Here is a 13,774-nt window from a genome sequence, read left to right on the forward strand (position 1 = left end):
CACCACCGCCATGAAGGCGGGGCAACGCGCCCTTTGCGTCATGCCGATCAGTCCTTCTGGACCTTGGTCTTGTCGAACGCGCCAAGGCCGGGCTTGAAGGTCTTTTCGTCGAGGAACTGCTTGGTGGCTTCCTTGCGGGTTTCCCAGCCGCCAAAATCGTTCAGCGCTTCCTGCGCGCGGATCAGGTAATCCTCGGCGTTGTCATAGGTCATTTCCATCACCCGGCGCATCGCCCACTTGGTGGCGCGCAGGGCCTGGCTGTCCTTCTTCTTAAGCACATCGGCGATTTCCTGCACGCGCGCCTTCAGCTGGTCGTGCGGCACGCATTCGGTGACAAGGCCCTGTTCGGCGGCCTGCTGTCCGGTCAGGTTTTCGCCCATCATGGCGTGATACATCGCCTTGCGGTAGGGCATGAGCTCGGCAGCCACCTTGGACGCGCCGCCGCCGGGCAGGATTGCCCAGTTGATTTCGGACAGGCCGAACTGCGCCTTGTCCGATGCCACCGCGATGTCGCAGGCGAACAGCGGGCCGTAAGCGCCGCCAAAGCACCAGCCGTTGATCATGCCGATCGTGGCCTTTTCGTACCAGCGCAGACGCTCCCACCAGGCATAGGCTTCGCGCTGGTGCTGGCGCACCTTGTGCAGCCCTTCCAGTTCGGCGTGGCGGAAATATTCGAGCAGGTCCATGCCCGCCGACCAGCTGTCACCCTCGCCCGAAAGCACGAGCACCTGCACATCGTCGCGGAATTCCAGCTCCTCCAGCACGATCTTCATCTGGCGGTTGAGCTTGGGGCTTTGGCAGTTCTTCTTGTCCGGGCGGTTGAAATAGACCCACGCCACGCCATCGATAATTTCGTAGCGGACGGTTTCTTCCTGCGGACGGGGATCGGGTTGTGAAGGCTGGGCCATGGTCGGTTCTCTCCTTTACCGCGAAGCTTCACCCGGATTTTCGACTCAGGCGCCGCTTCGCATGGGACTGCCCGCGCGTTTAGCGGCGGGGATTGTTATGATCAACAACAATCGCTATGCATCGCGCATGCGCGATCCTCTCACCCGATATCCCGGCTATGCTCTGCGCCGCGCGGCCAATGCCACGGCGGCAGACCTTGCCGCGCGGCTGGCTGTGCTGGGGCTGAAGCAGGTCGATGCGACCATCCTTTTGCTGCTAGATGCCAATCCCGATGTCACCGCCAGCGCGATTGGCCGCCAGCTGGATATCCAGCGCGCCAATATGGTGCCGCTGCTGAAAAGGCTGGAGGATGCAGGTCTGATCGCGCGCAATCCGCTCGACGGCAAATCGCAGGGGCTGATGCTTACCGAAACAGGCCGTACCGTGATGGAACAGGCGCGCGGTGTGATCGAGGACTTCGAGGCCGAATTGCTCGCCCGGATTCCGCGCGAACATCGCGAACACCTGCTGCCCGCGCTGGATGCCCTCTGGCGCTAGGCCGCACAATTTCCTACCAGTCTGCCGCAATTCCAACCGGAGCCAGGTAATGCACGAACACAGGAGCCATCCGGTGCCGGCCGAATGGGCGGCCCGCGCGCTGATCAATGCCGAACGCTATGCGCAGATGTATGCGCAATCGGTGGCCGATCCCGATAGCTTCTGGGCAAAGGAGATGCACCGGCTCGACTGGATGCGCGTGCCCACCCAGATCAAGGACACCAGCTTTGCGGCCGACGATTTCCGCATCAAATGGTTTGCCGATGGCACGCTGAACCTTGCCGCCAATTGCCTTGACCGGCATCTGGACACGCTGGGCGACGAGGTCGCGATCCTGTGGGAGCCGGATCATCCCGACACCCCCTCCCGCACGGTCACCTATCGCGAACTGCACGAGGCGACCTGCCGCTTTACCAATCTGCTGAAAGCCAAGGGCGTGAAGCGCGGCGACCGGGTGACGATCTATCTGCCGATGGTGCCCGAAGCCGCCGTGGCGATGCTGGCCTGCGCGCGGATCGGCGCGGTGCATTCAATCGTCTTTGCGGGGTTCTCGCCCGATGCCTTGGCGGGGCGCATTGCGGATTGCGCCAGCACCGTCGTCATCACCGCCGACGAAGGCCTGCGCGGCGGCAAAAAGGTGCCGCTGAAGGCCAATGTCGATGCGGCTTGCGCGAAAGTGCGCGTCGATACCGTGATCATGCTGCGCCACACGGGCGCGGATGTGCCATTTGTCGAAGGGCGCGATGTCGATTGGGCCACGGCAATTGCGGCACAAAGCGCGGATTGCGCGGCGGAGGAAATGGGCGCGGAAGACCCGCTGTTCATCCTCTACACCTCCGGCTCGACCGGCAAGCCCAAGGGCGTGCTGCACACCACCGGCGGATATGGCGTCTGGGCCAGCATGACGCACCAATACACCTTCGATTACCAGCCGAACCCGGACGGATCGCGCCCGGTCTACTGGTGCGCGGCCGATATCGGCTGGGTCACCGGCCATTCCTATGTTGTTTACGGCCCGCTGATGAATGGCGGGATCACGCTGATGTTTGAAGGCGTGCCAAATTACCCCGATTTCAGCCGTTTCTGGCAGGTGGTGGACAAGTATCAGGTCGAAATCTTCTACGCCGCCCCCACCGCCCTGCGCGCGCTGATGCGCGAAGGGGACGAATGGGTCACCCGCACCAGCCGCAAGAGCCTGCGCCTGCTGGGATCGGTGGGCGAGCCGATCAATCCCGAAGCGTGGGAATGGTATTACAACGTGGTGGGCGGCGGGCGCTGTCCGATCGCCGATACTTGGTGGCAGACCGAGACCGGCGGCCACATGATCACCCCGCTGGCGGGCGCGCACGCGCTGAAGCCGGGCAGTGCCAGCTTTCCGCTGTTCGGGGTGCAGCCGCAACTGGTGGATCCGGCCAACGGCCATGTGCTCGAAGGCGCGACCGAGGGCGCACTGGTCATCACCGACAGCTGGCCGGGGCAGATGCGCACCGTCTATGGCGATCACGCGCGTTTCATCCAGACCTATTTCACGCAGTATCCCGGCAAGTATTTTACCGGCGACGGGTGCCGCCGGGACGAGGACGGCTATTACTGGATCACCGGGCGCATCGATGATGTGATCAATGTCTCCGGCCACCGCATGGGCACCGCCGAAATCGAAAGCGCGCTGGTGGAGCATGACAAGGTGGCCGAAGCTGCGGTGGTCGGAATGCCGCACGACATCAAGGGACAGGGCATCTACGCCTATGTCACCACGATGGACGGGGTGGAGGATACCGACGATCTGCGCCGCGAACTGATCGCCTGGGTGCGCAAGGAAATCGGCCCCATCGCCACGCCCGATGTGCTGCAATTTGCCCCCAGCCTGCCCAAGACGCGGTCGGGCAAGATCATGCGCCGCATCCTGCGCAAGATTGCGGAGAACGATGTCGGCAATCTGGGCGACATCTCCACGCTGGCCGATCCATCGGTGGTGGATGACCTCTTGAAGAACAGCCCGCACGCAAAGGTCTGACAGCGCCGTCTCGGCAAAGGAGGGAGAGCCAGCGCCATGATTACAATCTACCACGTGCCCAATTCGCGCAGCCAGCGCATCGTCTGGCTGATGGAGGAGATGCAGGAGCCGTATCGCCTCGAAACCTTCGGCATCCCTGTGCCGGAAAGCTTCCTGGCGGTGAACCCGCTGGGCGCGGTGCCGACCATCACCGATGACGATGCGGACACGCCCATCACCATGTTCGAAAGCATCGCCATCCTGCTCTACATCACCGGCCGGAGGCTGGTGGCGGGCAATGAAGCGGCCGCCGCGCTGGCCGTGGGGCCCCGGCCCGATCCCGCGCATTATGCCGAGCACCTGCAATTCCTGCATTTTGGCGAGGCGGATCTGGCAACGCCCATCGGCACGATTTTCCGCACCCGCGTGTTCACCGGCGAGCAGACGAACGCGACGATCGCCGACCAGCTTGCGCAGCTTGGAAAACGGCTCGCCTTTCTCGACAGCCGGCTGGCCGACGGGCGCAGCTTCGTGACCGGCGAGCGCTTCACCATCGCCGATATCTCGATCGGTTACGCCTTCCTGCTGGCCGAATTTACCCGGTGCGAGATCACCCTGCCGCAGCATGTCGCCGCCTATTGGGCGCGGTTGCAGGCGCGGCCCGGCTACAAACGGTCGGTCGCGGAATAGCTGGGCCGAGCTGTTACAATTTGCCGCTTTCCTGCGCGCGCATTGCCGATACACTCTCTCCCACACCATAACGGGGGAGAGAGTTATGAAGCTGGCAATTGGTGCAGTGCTTGCGGCGGCCACCGCTCTGTCGATGAATGGTCTGGCTGCACCGGCCGCCGCCCAATCGGCGGCGCAATCGGTGCACGCAGTCGCCGGGGTTCCACTGGAAATGGAGCCGCGCACCTGCGACCGGGCTTGCCTCGAAGGCTATGTCGAACGCTACCTCCAGGCGATGAGCGACGGGGTGGTTTCGGACGATCTGTTCGCCCGCAATGTCCGCTTCACCGAAAATGGCGTGCAATTACCGCTGGGCAAGGAAGGCTTGTGGGCCACCACGGTTTCCCCGGAGGGCTATCGCCTGATCGTGCCCGATGTGGTGACAGGGCAAGTCGCTGCGCTTGTCACCGTGAAGGAGCAGGCGGGCACATCGGCCACCGGCGCCATGCGCGATCCCGAACCGGTCGGGATTTCGCTGCGCCTGCGGATCGACCGCGAGGGGCGGATATCCGAAGCCGAGCAGATCGTCGCCCGCCCCGACCGGCCGCTGGGCGCGGCAAGCGGCCCGTCGAGCGACCCCTTCCCCGCCACCGGCGCCGCAGTGGAGGCCATCGGATCGCCGTGGCCCGGATATTTGCGAGCCGTGCCGGAAGCCGAGCGCCATTCGCGCGCCGAGCTGGTGGAATACGCCAATGCCTATTTCGAAGCGGTCGAACGCAATACCACGCGCGATTTCTACCCCTTCAGCGACGATTGCCTGCGGCTGGAAAACGGCATGATCGCCGCGGCCTCTGATGCCGAGCGCGCCGCGCTTCCCGACCGGCCCGCCTTTGGCAGCGTGCAGACCTGCCGGGGCCAGTTCGAAACCAGCCTTGTCGGCACCGTCACCAGCGTGCGGGATCGGCGCGTGGTTGCGGTGGACCAGGAGCGCGGCATAGTGTTCGCCTTCGCCTTCTTCGATCACCGGCCGATCAACTGGACATGGCAATTGGGCGAATTGTTTAAAGTTGAAGGTGGCCTCATCACCCGGATCGAGGCGATCTTCATCCGCGGCCCCTATGGCATCTGTTCGGGCTGGAGCACCTATGAACAATGCCGCAGCGAAGAAGTGCAGGATGTGCGCTGATGCTTAGGTAACCATCCCTAGGTGCGCGATGGGATGCTTTCAGCATCTTGGCAGGCATGGTTTGCGCCATGGAAATGGCCCGCAAACCCACTGTCCCGATCGGCCGCCGGCGCGATGCGCGGCTGCGCCTTGGCGTGCCCGCGCAGCTGATCACGCTGGCGGGGCAATACACGGTAAGCCTTGCGGATCTGTCGCAATCGGGCGCGCATGTCGCGGCGCGCCTGCCATTCGAAGTCAGCCGCGATGCCGTGCTAAGCTGGATGGGATTCGAAGCGTTCGGCCGCATCGTCTGGCACCGCGGCTGCGAGGCGGGGATCGAGTTCGACGACCTTCTGCCCGAAGCCGTATTGCTCCAGACGCGCCAGCAGGTGGACAGTGGCAAGGTGCGCAGTTTCGAGCAGGAAGTGTACGAAGACGCGCGCAGCTGGTATCTGAATTATCGCAACGCCTGACTCCGAAGCCGCTCGCGTTTGGCGCAAGAGGTGGTGCAATATTCGCAACCGTTGGTGTATGGTTGCGACGGCCTCGCGCTGATACGGCGCGCGGCCAGCAAACCGAACCCGGTCAACCCAGCTTGGCCAACCGAAAGGGCCACACCATGCCGCGCACCCGCCTGTATTCGCTGGACGAGCTGGACGACATTCCCGGCACGCTGGTGTTCAACGCCCGCCGCAGCCGCCAGGCCTATCACCTGCACAAGTTCTGCATGAGCCTGATGCAGGAGGACAACCGCGCCGCCTTCCGCAGCGATGAACGCGCTTATCTCGACCGGTTCCGGATGACCGAGGAACAGAAGCAGGCCGTGCTGGCGCGCGACCTTACCCGGCTGATCGAGCTGGGCGGCAACATGTATTTCCTCGTCAAGATCGCCAGCACCGACGGATGGAGCGCGCAGAAGGCGGTCTCGTCGATGAGCGGGATGAGCGCCGAGGATTACGCCAAGATGATGCTGGAAGGCGGCCGCTCGCCCGAAGGCCTGCGTTCCAAGCGCGAAAGAAACTGACACCATGGCCCGCATCACCGCCGGCATTGCCACCAGCCACGTGCCCGCCATCGGCGCGGCGATCGACAATGGCCGCACGGGCGACGATTACTGGAAGCCCGTTTTCGAAGGCTACGAATTCGTCAAGGAATGGATCAAGGACAACACGCCCGATGTCGTGATCCTGTGCTACAACGACCACGCATCCGCGCTGATGCTCGACATCGTGCCCACCTTTGCGATCGGCTTTGCCGAGGAGTTCCTGCCCGCCGACGAAGGCTGGGGCCGACGCCCGGTGCCGACCGTCTACAACCACCTCGATCTGGCCGCGCATATTGCCGAACAATTGGTGATCGACGAATTCGACATCACCCTGATCAACGAGATGGATGTCGATCACGGCCTCACCGTGCCGCTCAGCCTCGTTTTCGGCCAGCCCGAAGAATGGCCGTGCAAGGTCATCCCGCTGGCGGTCAATGTCACCCAGTTCCCCACCCCCAGCGGCGAACGCTGCTGGAAGCTGGGCGAGGCGATCCGCAACGCGGTAAAGACCTTCCCCGAAGACCTGAAAGTGCAGGTCTGGGGCACTGGCGGCATGAGCCACCAGTTGCAGGGCACGCGCGCGGGCCTGATCAATGCCGAGTTCGACCAGCGCTTCATCGACCTTCTGGCGCATGAGCCCGAAGAATTGGTCCCCATGACGCGGCTTGAATATCTGCGCGAGGCCGGAACCGAGGGGATCGAGCTGATCATGTGGCTGATCATGCGCGCCGCGCTGGGTTACGGCGTGGAGGAAAAGCACCGCTTCTATCGCGTGCCCGCCAGCAACACGGCAGTTGGACACGTGGTGTATGAGGCGCGAAGCTAGCCTTTATTCTTCGCCCAGCATGGGTGAAGGCCTTGCTGGTGCCAGATCGGCTTCGGAAAAGCGGATCGGTGTCCTGATGCCCTTGATGCCCTGGCCCATGTCCAGCACCATGCCGCGTGCCTTCACCTGCGGATCGGCCAGCGCCTGCTCCACGGTATTGATCGGCCCGGCGGGTATGCCCTCCCCCTCCAATGCGGAGAGCAGCGCGTCACGTTCCCAATCCCCGGTGCGCGACGATACCGCTGCCGACACCGCCGCCCGATCCGCCACACGCCCCGCATTGGTGGTCCAATTCGCCGGCGGGTTGAGGTCGAGCAGGTCGGCCAGCCGGGCAAACTGGCTGTCATTGCCCACCGCGATGATCGCCCAGCCATCGGCGCAAGGGAAGGCCTCGTAAGGTACGATGTTGGGATGCGCATTGCCCAGCCGCGTGGGACATTGCCCGCTGGCAAGGTAATTCATCGCCTGATTGGCCAGCGTGCCCACCATGACATCGAGCAGCGCCATGTCGACCAACTGCCCCTGCCCTGTCCGCTGCCGCATATGCAGCGCCGCCTGAATGCCGATCACGGCATATAGCCCGGTCAGGATATCGGCATAGGCCACGCCGATTTTCATGGGCGGGCCGTCGGGCGCGCCGGTCAGGTCCATGATCCCGCTCATCCCCTGCACGATAAAATCGTAACCGGGCCGCGCGGCATAGGGGCCATCCTGCCCGAAGCCGGTGATCGAGCAATAGACGATCGCCGGGTTGATCGCCCTTACGCTCTCGTAATCGAGGCCGAACTGGACAAGCCCGCCCAGCTTGAAATTCTCGATCACCACGTCAGCCTCGCGGATCAGGTCAAGGACATGGGCCAGATCGTGCGGATCGCGGAAATCGGCCACTACGCTGGCCTTGCCGCGGTTGGCGGCATGGAAATAGGCGGCGTCGCGGCTGCCATCGGCCCGCTCGATAAAGGGTGGCCCCCAGCCGCGCGTGTCATCGCCCCCGGGGCTTTCCACCTTCACCACATCCGCGCCCAGATCGGCCAGCACCTGCCCCGCCCAGGGGCCGGCCAGGATGCGGGCAAGTTCAACGACCTTGATGCCGCAAAGGGGGGAATTGCTCATGAGCCGGTTCTACTCACGCGTCTTGATCTCACAAGGGCGCGATGTGGAACACCCGTTCCGCATTGCCGTGGCATAACGCATGGCGTTCGGCATCGGTGCAGACGAAGTTTTCGATGAAATCCACCGCCGGCTTCATCGGCTGATAGGGATAGTCGATCGCCCAGATGACATTGTCGATCCCCATCCGGTCGATCGCGTATCGCAGCGCCAGCGGGTCTTCCACGCCGCTGGTGGTGAAGACGAAGTTGTCCTTGAAATACTCCTCCATGCTGCGCTGGGTCTTGGGTGCGCGGCCCACCTTCTGCGCACGCGAATTCATGAAATTGATGCGCCAGATGAAGAAGGGCACCATTTCGCCCATATGGCCAACGCAAATGCGCAATTTGGGAAAGCGGTCGAACACGCCGCTCGCCATCATGCGCAGCATATTGGTGCCCACTTCCACGCCGTAACCCCACATGGCGCTGTCCATCGCGTAATCCTGCAACGGCCCCTTAAGCGTGTCCGACGGCCCGCGCGGGTGGATGTAGATCGTCGCATCGAGCGCCTCTGCCGCCTCAAAAATGGGCCAGAAGCGGTAATCGTCGAAATAGTCGCCATTGGTGTGCCCGTTGACGATGAGGCCGTTCAGCCCCAGCTCGCCCATCACGCGCTCCACTTCCTTGGCGGCGCGCTTGGGGCTGTGCGGGGCAAAGCTGCCCAGCCCGGCAAAGCGCGTGGGACGCTTGGCGCAGATTTCGGCCAGCCGATCATTCGCCAATGCCGCCAGCTCGGTTGCGGTATCGGCATCGAACATCTGCACGCCCGGCGCGGTGAGCGTGAGCAGGTGCATATCGACACCGTATTCGTCCATCTGCGGCAGGCGCTGCTCCTCCACATCGAGCAGGCCGTGCAGGAAGTTCATCTTGCCATAGCCGCTGGTATCGTGGTCGGCATCGTAAATGCCCTTCACCAGCAGCTTGTCGAGGCTTTGCGTCGGGCTGCGCGCGACCTTCTGCAATTCCGCGGCAACTTCGGGGATCGTCCAGGCTTCCTCGCAGGCGATCAGGCGGCATTTGTTTCCCATGTGCGTTCTCTCCCACCACACAATTGTTGTACTTGGCAGAGTAGCGCGCACGGCATCATCGGCAAGGGCGCAATGGCACCTTGCCGTGCCACCACGGCTTTACTAGCCTGCACGGCATGGCCCGAAACGCCCCCGCCCAGGACGCCAGGCAGGACGCCAGCTGGTCCAGCACCGGCCTCAACCGGCCGGACGCCATCGACGCCTGGCGCGAATGGGCGGCCAGCACGATCGCACCGATCGAGGTCGAGGTGTTCGATCCCAACGCCTTTGCCGCCCGCTGGACCAGCCACGGCATCGGCCAGTTGCGGCTGTTGCATATTCATGCCCCGGCACAGCGGGTCACCCATGTGGGGGCGGATGGCATGGCGATGCGTGCCACCCCGTCAATCCAGCTCGTCTATGCCCGCAGCGGCGTTCTCAAGACCACGATGGGCGGGCGCACATTCGATGTCGCGCCGGGCCAGTTCGTGCTGCTCGACAATACCCGTTTCTATCAGATGGAAATGGCGACCCCGCACGAAGCCATCGACCTGATGATGCCGCAGGGGTGGCTGGAACGCTATCTGCCTGATCCTGCGGCCCTGCTTGGCCGGGCTATCGCCGCCAATGCCGGCTGGGGGGCGCCGCTGGGTGCGTTCATCGAAACGATCATGGATGGCGGGCTGGAAGCAGCGCCCTTGCCCCGCCCGCTGATTGCCGAACAGTTCGGCAGCCTGCTGGCACTGGCAACGGGCACGCCCAATGCGGCCGAAACGGTGCGCAGCATTGGCCGGCACAAGAATCAGCTGGCCGCGCGCATCCTCCGCCAGATCGAGCGCGATTACGCCGATCCCGAACTCTCGCCCGAAACCGTGGCGGGCGAGGTGGGGATATCCAAGCGCTATCTGCAAACGCTGCTGGCCGCCAGCGGCACCAGCTTCGTGGCGGAACTGAACGCAACGCGCTTAGACCGTGCGAGCGATCTTCTGACCGATCCGCGCGCGGCGGGGCTGGCGATTGCCGATGTCGCCTATCGCACCGGCTTTCTCGACCCCGCCTATTTCGCCCGGCTGTTCCGCAAGCGGTTTGGCATCACCCCGCGGCAATGGCGCGCAGGTAATGCGCCGCTGAGTTGAGCGGCCCTAGCCCCCCGCCAGTTTCCGCAATTTCGGCGTCACTATCGGCACCGTCAGCATGGTGCTGGCCACCGCCATCAGCAGCAGCGCGGTGAAGGTCTGGCTGGTGATGATACCCTTGTCCAGCAGCACATTGGCAAAGATGATCATGATCAGCGCCTTGGTCTGAAGCAGCCAGCCGATCACGCTCGCCTCGCCCTTTCTCCAGCCGAGGATGCGCCCGGCGATCTGCACGCCCAAGTGCTTGCCGCCCACCGACGCTGCCAGCAGCAGCGCGGCCACCGCGAACACCGCCAGCCCGCCGCCTTCCCAACTGGTGCGCAGGCCCGTGGACAGGAAGAATACCGGCATGACGGTAAGAAGGATCACGCCGCGGAAATTGTCCAGCCGTTCCTCGCCGAACCAATCACGATCGAGCACACAACCCGCCAGGAACGCACCGACCATGTAATGCAGCCCCGCCCAATCCGCCACCAGCCCGCAAACTGCCAGCCACACCAGCGCCACGAACCAGCGGTCGTTCTGCGAAAGCCGGCGCATCAGTTTGCGCATTCCCCACGCAGCGGCGAAGAAGAAGACAAGGAACGCCGCCTGCCGCGCAATCCGCTCCACATCGAGCAGGATCAGCGCGAGAACCGCCCAGATCGCCAGATCATCGAGGCTGGCATAGCGCAGCAAGCGCTGGCCCAATTCCTTGCGGAATATTTCCAGCTTTTCCATCAGCAGCACCAGAATGGGCAACGCCGTTACCGCGCAGGCCATGCCGATGCCCAACACGCCTTGATAATAGAACCCCTCCGGCCCCAGCCAGCCCGGCCAGGACAGGATCACCACCGCCGCCGCCGCGCCCGCCAGAAGCGGCACGAACAACGCAAGGCTCGCGGTGATCGCGGTTTCGCGGCGATCCTTCCACGCGGCAGCAAGATCCAGCTCCACCCCGGCGACAAAGACGAACATCATCACCGCCCACCACGCAATGCCGCTCAGGGCGCCGATAACTTCGGGCGTGAAGATGGTCTGGTAATAGGCCGGGAACGCCGCGCCCATCACGCCAGGGCCGAGGATAATGCCCGCCACGATCTGCACCACCACCAGCGGCGCGTAGTAATCGGTACGCAGGACACGCCATACCAGATAGGGAAGACCAAGGATGATTGTTAGCGCTATCAGGAAAATTTCTGTTGTTGTAACAGTCATTTACCGCAATCCCGATCCAGAAGTTAGACAAAATGCCCTGCGCTTTTGTCCTGTTTGATCTGCGCGCGAATCCTTACGCGAGGACGCTTGTTGCAGTAGTCTCCCGACCAAGACAATTGTCTGCGGCGCTTCGGGTCGAAATGAAGTGTCCACAAGTTCAGGCTCGGAGAGGAGACCTGGGTGCGCCGCCACCGCCCGAAAGAGGCGGGGCGGCGCTCCGAATATCAGGCCGGTTGGCACTTTCACCGATCGGCACGACGCTGAAAGGTGATAATGTGACGAAAACGCAAAAGGGGTTCCCCCTCCCCAGTTCGTTGACCGTGGTGCCCGGCACCGAGGCGGCTCAGGCCGCCTATCCCTATTACACCCAGTTTGTGCCCGAAGATGACGGCAAGTTCTGGTTCTACAACTCCATGCACTTCCCCGAACCGATGCATCATTTCGACATGATCACGGCAGAGGCGGCCTATGTCGCCATGGGCGCGTTCAACACCCGCGTGCATGTGCTGCCCACGGCCAAGGGCGTCGATCACCGCATCATCAACGGCCGCGTCTATATTGGCGGCGTGGTGGTGACCGATCCCGACGAGATTGCCGAGCGTGTGGCGGAGTTCCAACAGCGCGCCTTCTGGTATTACGAAAACTGGGAAACGCTCTACGACCAGTGGAAGGACAAGATGAAGGCGCTGATTGCGGAAGCGCAGGCGCTGCCCACGCCCTCGCTGCCCGATTACGAGCCGATGGCGACCTTCAAGGAAGGCAATGCCGTGGCCGCCAGCCACAGCCTGCTCGACATCTATCAGAAGCAGATCGAAGGCTACCACCGGATGTGGCACCACCATTTCGAATTCCTGCTGCTGGGTTACGGCGCCTACATGACCTTCTTCGATTTCTGCAAGAAGGCCTTCCCGGAGATCTCCGACCAGGCGATCAGCCGCATGGTGGCGGGGATGGAAGCCGAGATCTTCCGTCCGGACGAGGAAGTGAAGCGCCTCGCCCGCAAGGCTGTGGAACTGGGCGTCGATCACCATTTCACCGACAGCGTGAACATCGATCAGGTCCTGGCCGATCTCGACAAGGTGAGCGGCGGCAAGGAGTGGCTGTCCGAACTGGAGGTGAGCCGCAACCCGTGGTTCAACGTGTCGAGCGGCGATGGCTTTTACCACTATCACCGCAGCTGGAACGACGACCTGTCGATGCCCTTTGCCGCCCTGCCCGGCTATATCGAGAAGATCAAGGCGGGCCAGAATATCGAGCGCCCGACCGACCAGTTGATCGAGGAGCGCGAGGCGCTGGTGCGCGATTACCGCGAGCTGCTCGACACTGACGAGGACAAGGCCACCTACGACCAGCTGATCGGCCTGGCGCACCGCGTGTTCCCCTATGTCGAAGGGCACAAGTTCTATTGCGAACATTGGTATACCAACCTGTTCTTCAACAAGATCCGGGAATTTGGCCGCCTGCTGCTGGCGCACGGGTTCTTCGGGCCGGACGGCGTGGAGGAGGATGTGTTCCACCTCACGCGTTATGAACTGGAGGCCGCAATTCAGGACCTGATGCTGGCCTGGGGCGTGGGGGCGGAGCCGCGCGGGCCGCAACACTGGCCGCCGATCATTGCGACGCGCAAGGCCGCAATTGCCGAATGGACCAAGCACCCCACCCCGCCCGCTCTGGGCAATGTGCCCGATGCGATCGATGATCCGGCGATCAACATGCTGTGGGGCATCACCCGCGAAAACCTCGACAGCTGGCTGGATGACGGATCGGAAAACTCCAACGAACTGAAAGGCTTTGCCGCCTGTTCGGGCGTGGTCGAAGGCACGGCGCGCGTGGTCAAGTCGGTCAGCGAAATCGGCCGGCTTGAGCAGGGCGATATTCTGGTGTGCCAGGTGACCAACCCTACCTGGTCGCCCATCTTCCAGAAGATCAGCGCGGCGGTATCCGACATTGGCGGGTCGATGAGCCACATGGCCATCGTGGCGCGCGAATACGGTCTGCCCGCGGTGGTCGGCACAGGAACGGCAACGCTGCGCATCAAGGATGGGCAGCGCATCCGCGTCGATGGCGGGCGCGGCATCGTGACCATCCTCGACGATGTGACCCCGGCAACAGAACCGGCGCTGGAGGACGCGTAAGCCC

The 13,774-nt window shown here is 63.3% G+C and carries 13 protein-coding genes; 9 read left to right on the forward strand and 4 right to left on the reverse strand.

Annotated elements, in window-relative coordinates:
- Positions 1-47: 47 nt before the first annotated feature.
- Entirely contained in the window at positions 48-908 is an 861-nt protein-coding gene (locus WFP39_RS05685) for a p-hydroxycinnamoyl CoA hydratase/lyase (protein ID WP_336918233.1), read from the reverse strand.
- Between the two features lie 127 nt (positions 909-1,035).
- Between WFP39_RS05685 and WFP39_RS05690 the strand changes: the two genes are divergently transcribed.
- From WFP39_RS05690 to WFP39_RS05720, 7 genes are all read left to right on the forward strand, one after another.
- Complete coding sequence (locus WFP39_RS05690; protein WP_336918234.1) at positions 1,036-1,446, forward strand: MarR family winged helix-turn-helix transcriptional regulator; 411 nt, start codon at positions 1,036-1,038, stop codon at positions 1,444-1,446.
- A 49-nt stretch (positions 1,447-1,495) separates the two neighbouring features.
- A complete protein-coding gene (gene acs / locus WFP39_RS05695; RefSeq protein ID WP_336918235.1) occupies positions 1,496-3,460 on the forward strand; it encodes an acetate--CoA ligase in 1,965 nt (654 codons plus the stop codon).
- A gap of 36 nt (positions 3,461-3,496) precedes the next feature.
- Positions 3,497-4,129: a glutathione S-transferase family protein gene (locus tag WFP39_RS05700; protein ID WP_336918236.1), complete on the forward strand. Its 633-nt coding sequence runs from the start codon at positions 3,497-3,499 to the stop codon at positions 4,127-4,129.
- A gap of 85 nt (positions 4,130-4,214) precedes the next feature.
- Positions 4,215-5,294: a DUF8021 domain-containing protein gene (locus WFP39_RS05705; RefSeq protein ID WP_336918237.1), complete on the forward strand. Its 1,080-nt coding sequence runs from the start codon at positions 4,215-4,217 to the stop codon at positions 5,292-5,294.
- Between the two features lie 74 nt (positions 5,295-5,368).
- Positions 5,369-5,746 (forward strand): PilZ domain-containing protein, encoded by a 378-nt coding sequence (locus tag WFP39_RS05710; RefSeq protein WP_336918238.1) that lies wholly within the window; start codon positions 5,369-5,371, stop codon positions 5,744-5,746.
- A 146-nt stretch (positions 5,747-5,892) separates the two neighbouring features.
- Positions 5,893-6,297 carry a protocatechuate 4,5-dioxygenase subunit alpha gene (ligA, locus tag WFP39_RS05715; protein ID WP_336918239.1) on the forward strand — a complete coding sequence of 135 codons (405 nt, stop codon included), beginning with the start codon at positions 5,893-5,895 and terminating at the stop codon, positions 6,295-6,297.
- A gap of 4 nt (positions 6,298-6,301) precedes the next feature.
- Positions 6,302-7,144 carry a class III extradiol dioxygenase subunit beta gene (locus WFP39_RS05720; RefSeq protein ID WP_336918240.1) on the forward strand — a complete coding sequence of 281 codons (843 nt, stop codon included), beginning with the start codon at positions 6,302-6,304 and terminating at the stop codon, positions 7,142-7,144.
- Positions 7,145-7,147: 3 nt separating this feature from the next.
- On the opposite strand, the gene WFP39_RS05725 is transcribed toward WFP39_RS05720, so the two are convergent.
- Positions 7,148-8,257 carry a CaiB/BaiF CoA transferase family protein gene (locus WFP39_RS05725; protein WP_336918241.1) on the reverse strand — a complete coding sequence of 370 codons (1,110 nt, stop codon included), beginning with the start codon at positions 8,255-8,257 and terminating at the stop codon, positions 7,148-7,150.
- 28 nt (positions 8,258-8,285) lie between these two features.
- Entirely contained in the window at positions 8,286-9,323 is a 1,038-nt protein-coding gene (locus tag WFP39_RS05730) for an amidohydrolase family protein (protein WP_336918242.1), read from the reverse strand.
- Positions 9,324-9,439: 116 nt separating this feature from the next.
- Here WFP39_RS05730 and WFP39_RS05735 point away from each other — a divergent pair, with 116 nt between their 5' ends.
- Positions 9,440-10,438, forward strand: a complete 999-nt coding sequence (locus tag WFP39_RS05735) for an AraC-like ligand-binding domain-containing protein (protein ID WP_336918243.1) — start codon at positions 9,440-9,442, stop codon at positions 10,436-10,438.
- Between the two features lie 6 nt (positions 10,439-10,444).
- On the opposite strand, the gene WFP39_RS05740 is transcribed toward WFP39_RS05735, so the two are convergent.
- Entirely contained in the window at positions 10,445-11,635 is a 1,191-nt protein-coding gene (locus tag WFP39_RS05740; protein WP_336918244.1) for a cation:proton antiporter, read from the reverse strand.
- A 275-nt stretch (positions 11,636-11,910) separates the two neighbouring features.
- On the opposite strand from WFP39_RS05740, the gene WFP39_RS05745 reads away from it, so the two are divergent.
- Positions 11,911-13,770, forward strand: a complete 1,860-nt coding sequence (locus WFP39_RS05745; protein ID WP_336918246.1) for a PEP-utilizing enzyme — start codon at positions 11,911-11,913, stop codon at positions 13,768-13,770.
- Positions 13,771-13,774: the final 4 nt, after the last annotated feature.

Source organism: Alteraurantiacibacter lauratis (assembly GCF_037154155.1).
Lineage (GTDB): Bacteria > Pseudomonadota > Alphaproteobacteria > Sphingomonadales > Sphingomonadaceae > Alteraurantiacibacter > Alteraurantiacibacter lauratis.

Excerpts from the sequence above, each read along its gene's own strand:
- WFP39_RS05685 (WP_336918233.1), bottom strand. The coding sequence starts at position 908 with ATGGCCCAGCCTTCACAACCCGATCCCCGTCCGCAGGAAGAAACCGTC.
- WFP39_RS05690 (WP_336918234.1), top strand. The coding sequence starts at position 1,036 with ATGCGCGATCCTCTCACCCGATATCCCGGCTATGCTCTGCGCCGCGCG.
- acs (WP_336918235.1), top strand. The coding sequence starts at position 1,496 with ATGCACGAACACAGGAGCCATCCGGTGCCGGCCGAATGGGCGGCCCGC.
- WFP39_RS05700 (WP_336918236.1), top strand. The coding sequence starts at position 3,497 with ATGATTACAATCTACCACGTGCCCAATTCGCGCAGCCAGCGCATCGTC.
- WFP39_RS05705 (WP_336918237.1), top strand. The coding sequence starts at position 4,215 with ATGAAGCTGGCAATTGGTGCAGTGCTTGCGGCGGCCACCGCTCTGTCG.
- WFP39_RS05710 (WP_336918238.1), top strand. The coding sequence starts at position 5,369 with ATGGCCCGCAAACCCACTGTCCCGATCGGCCGCCGGCGCGATGCGCGG.
- ligA (WP_336918239.1), top strand. The coding sequence starts at position 5,893 with ATGCCGCGCACCCGCCTGTATTCGCTGGACGAGCTGGACGACATTCCC.
- WFP39_RS05720 (WP_336918240.1), top strand. The coding sequence starts at position 6,302 with ATGGCCCGCATCACCGCCGGCATTGCCACCAGCCACGTGCCCGCCATC.
- WFP39_RS05725 (WP_336918241.1), bottom strand. The coding sequence starts at position 8,257 with ATGAGCAATTCCCCCCTTTGCGGCATCAAGGTCGTTGAACTTGCCCGC.
- WFP39_RS05730 (WP_336918242.1), bottom strand. The coding sequence starts at position 9,323 with ATGGGAAACAAATGCCGCCTGATCGCCTGCGAGGAAGCCTGGACGATC.
- WFP39_RS05735 (WP_336918243.1), top strand. The coding sequence starts at position 9,440 with ATGGCCCGAAACGCCCCCGCCCAGGACGCCAGGCAGGACGCCAGCTGG.
- WFP39_RS05740 (WP_336918244.1), bottom strand. The coding sequence starts at position 11,635 with ATGACTGTTACAACAACAGAAATTTTCCTGATAGCGCTAACAATCATC.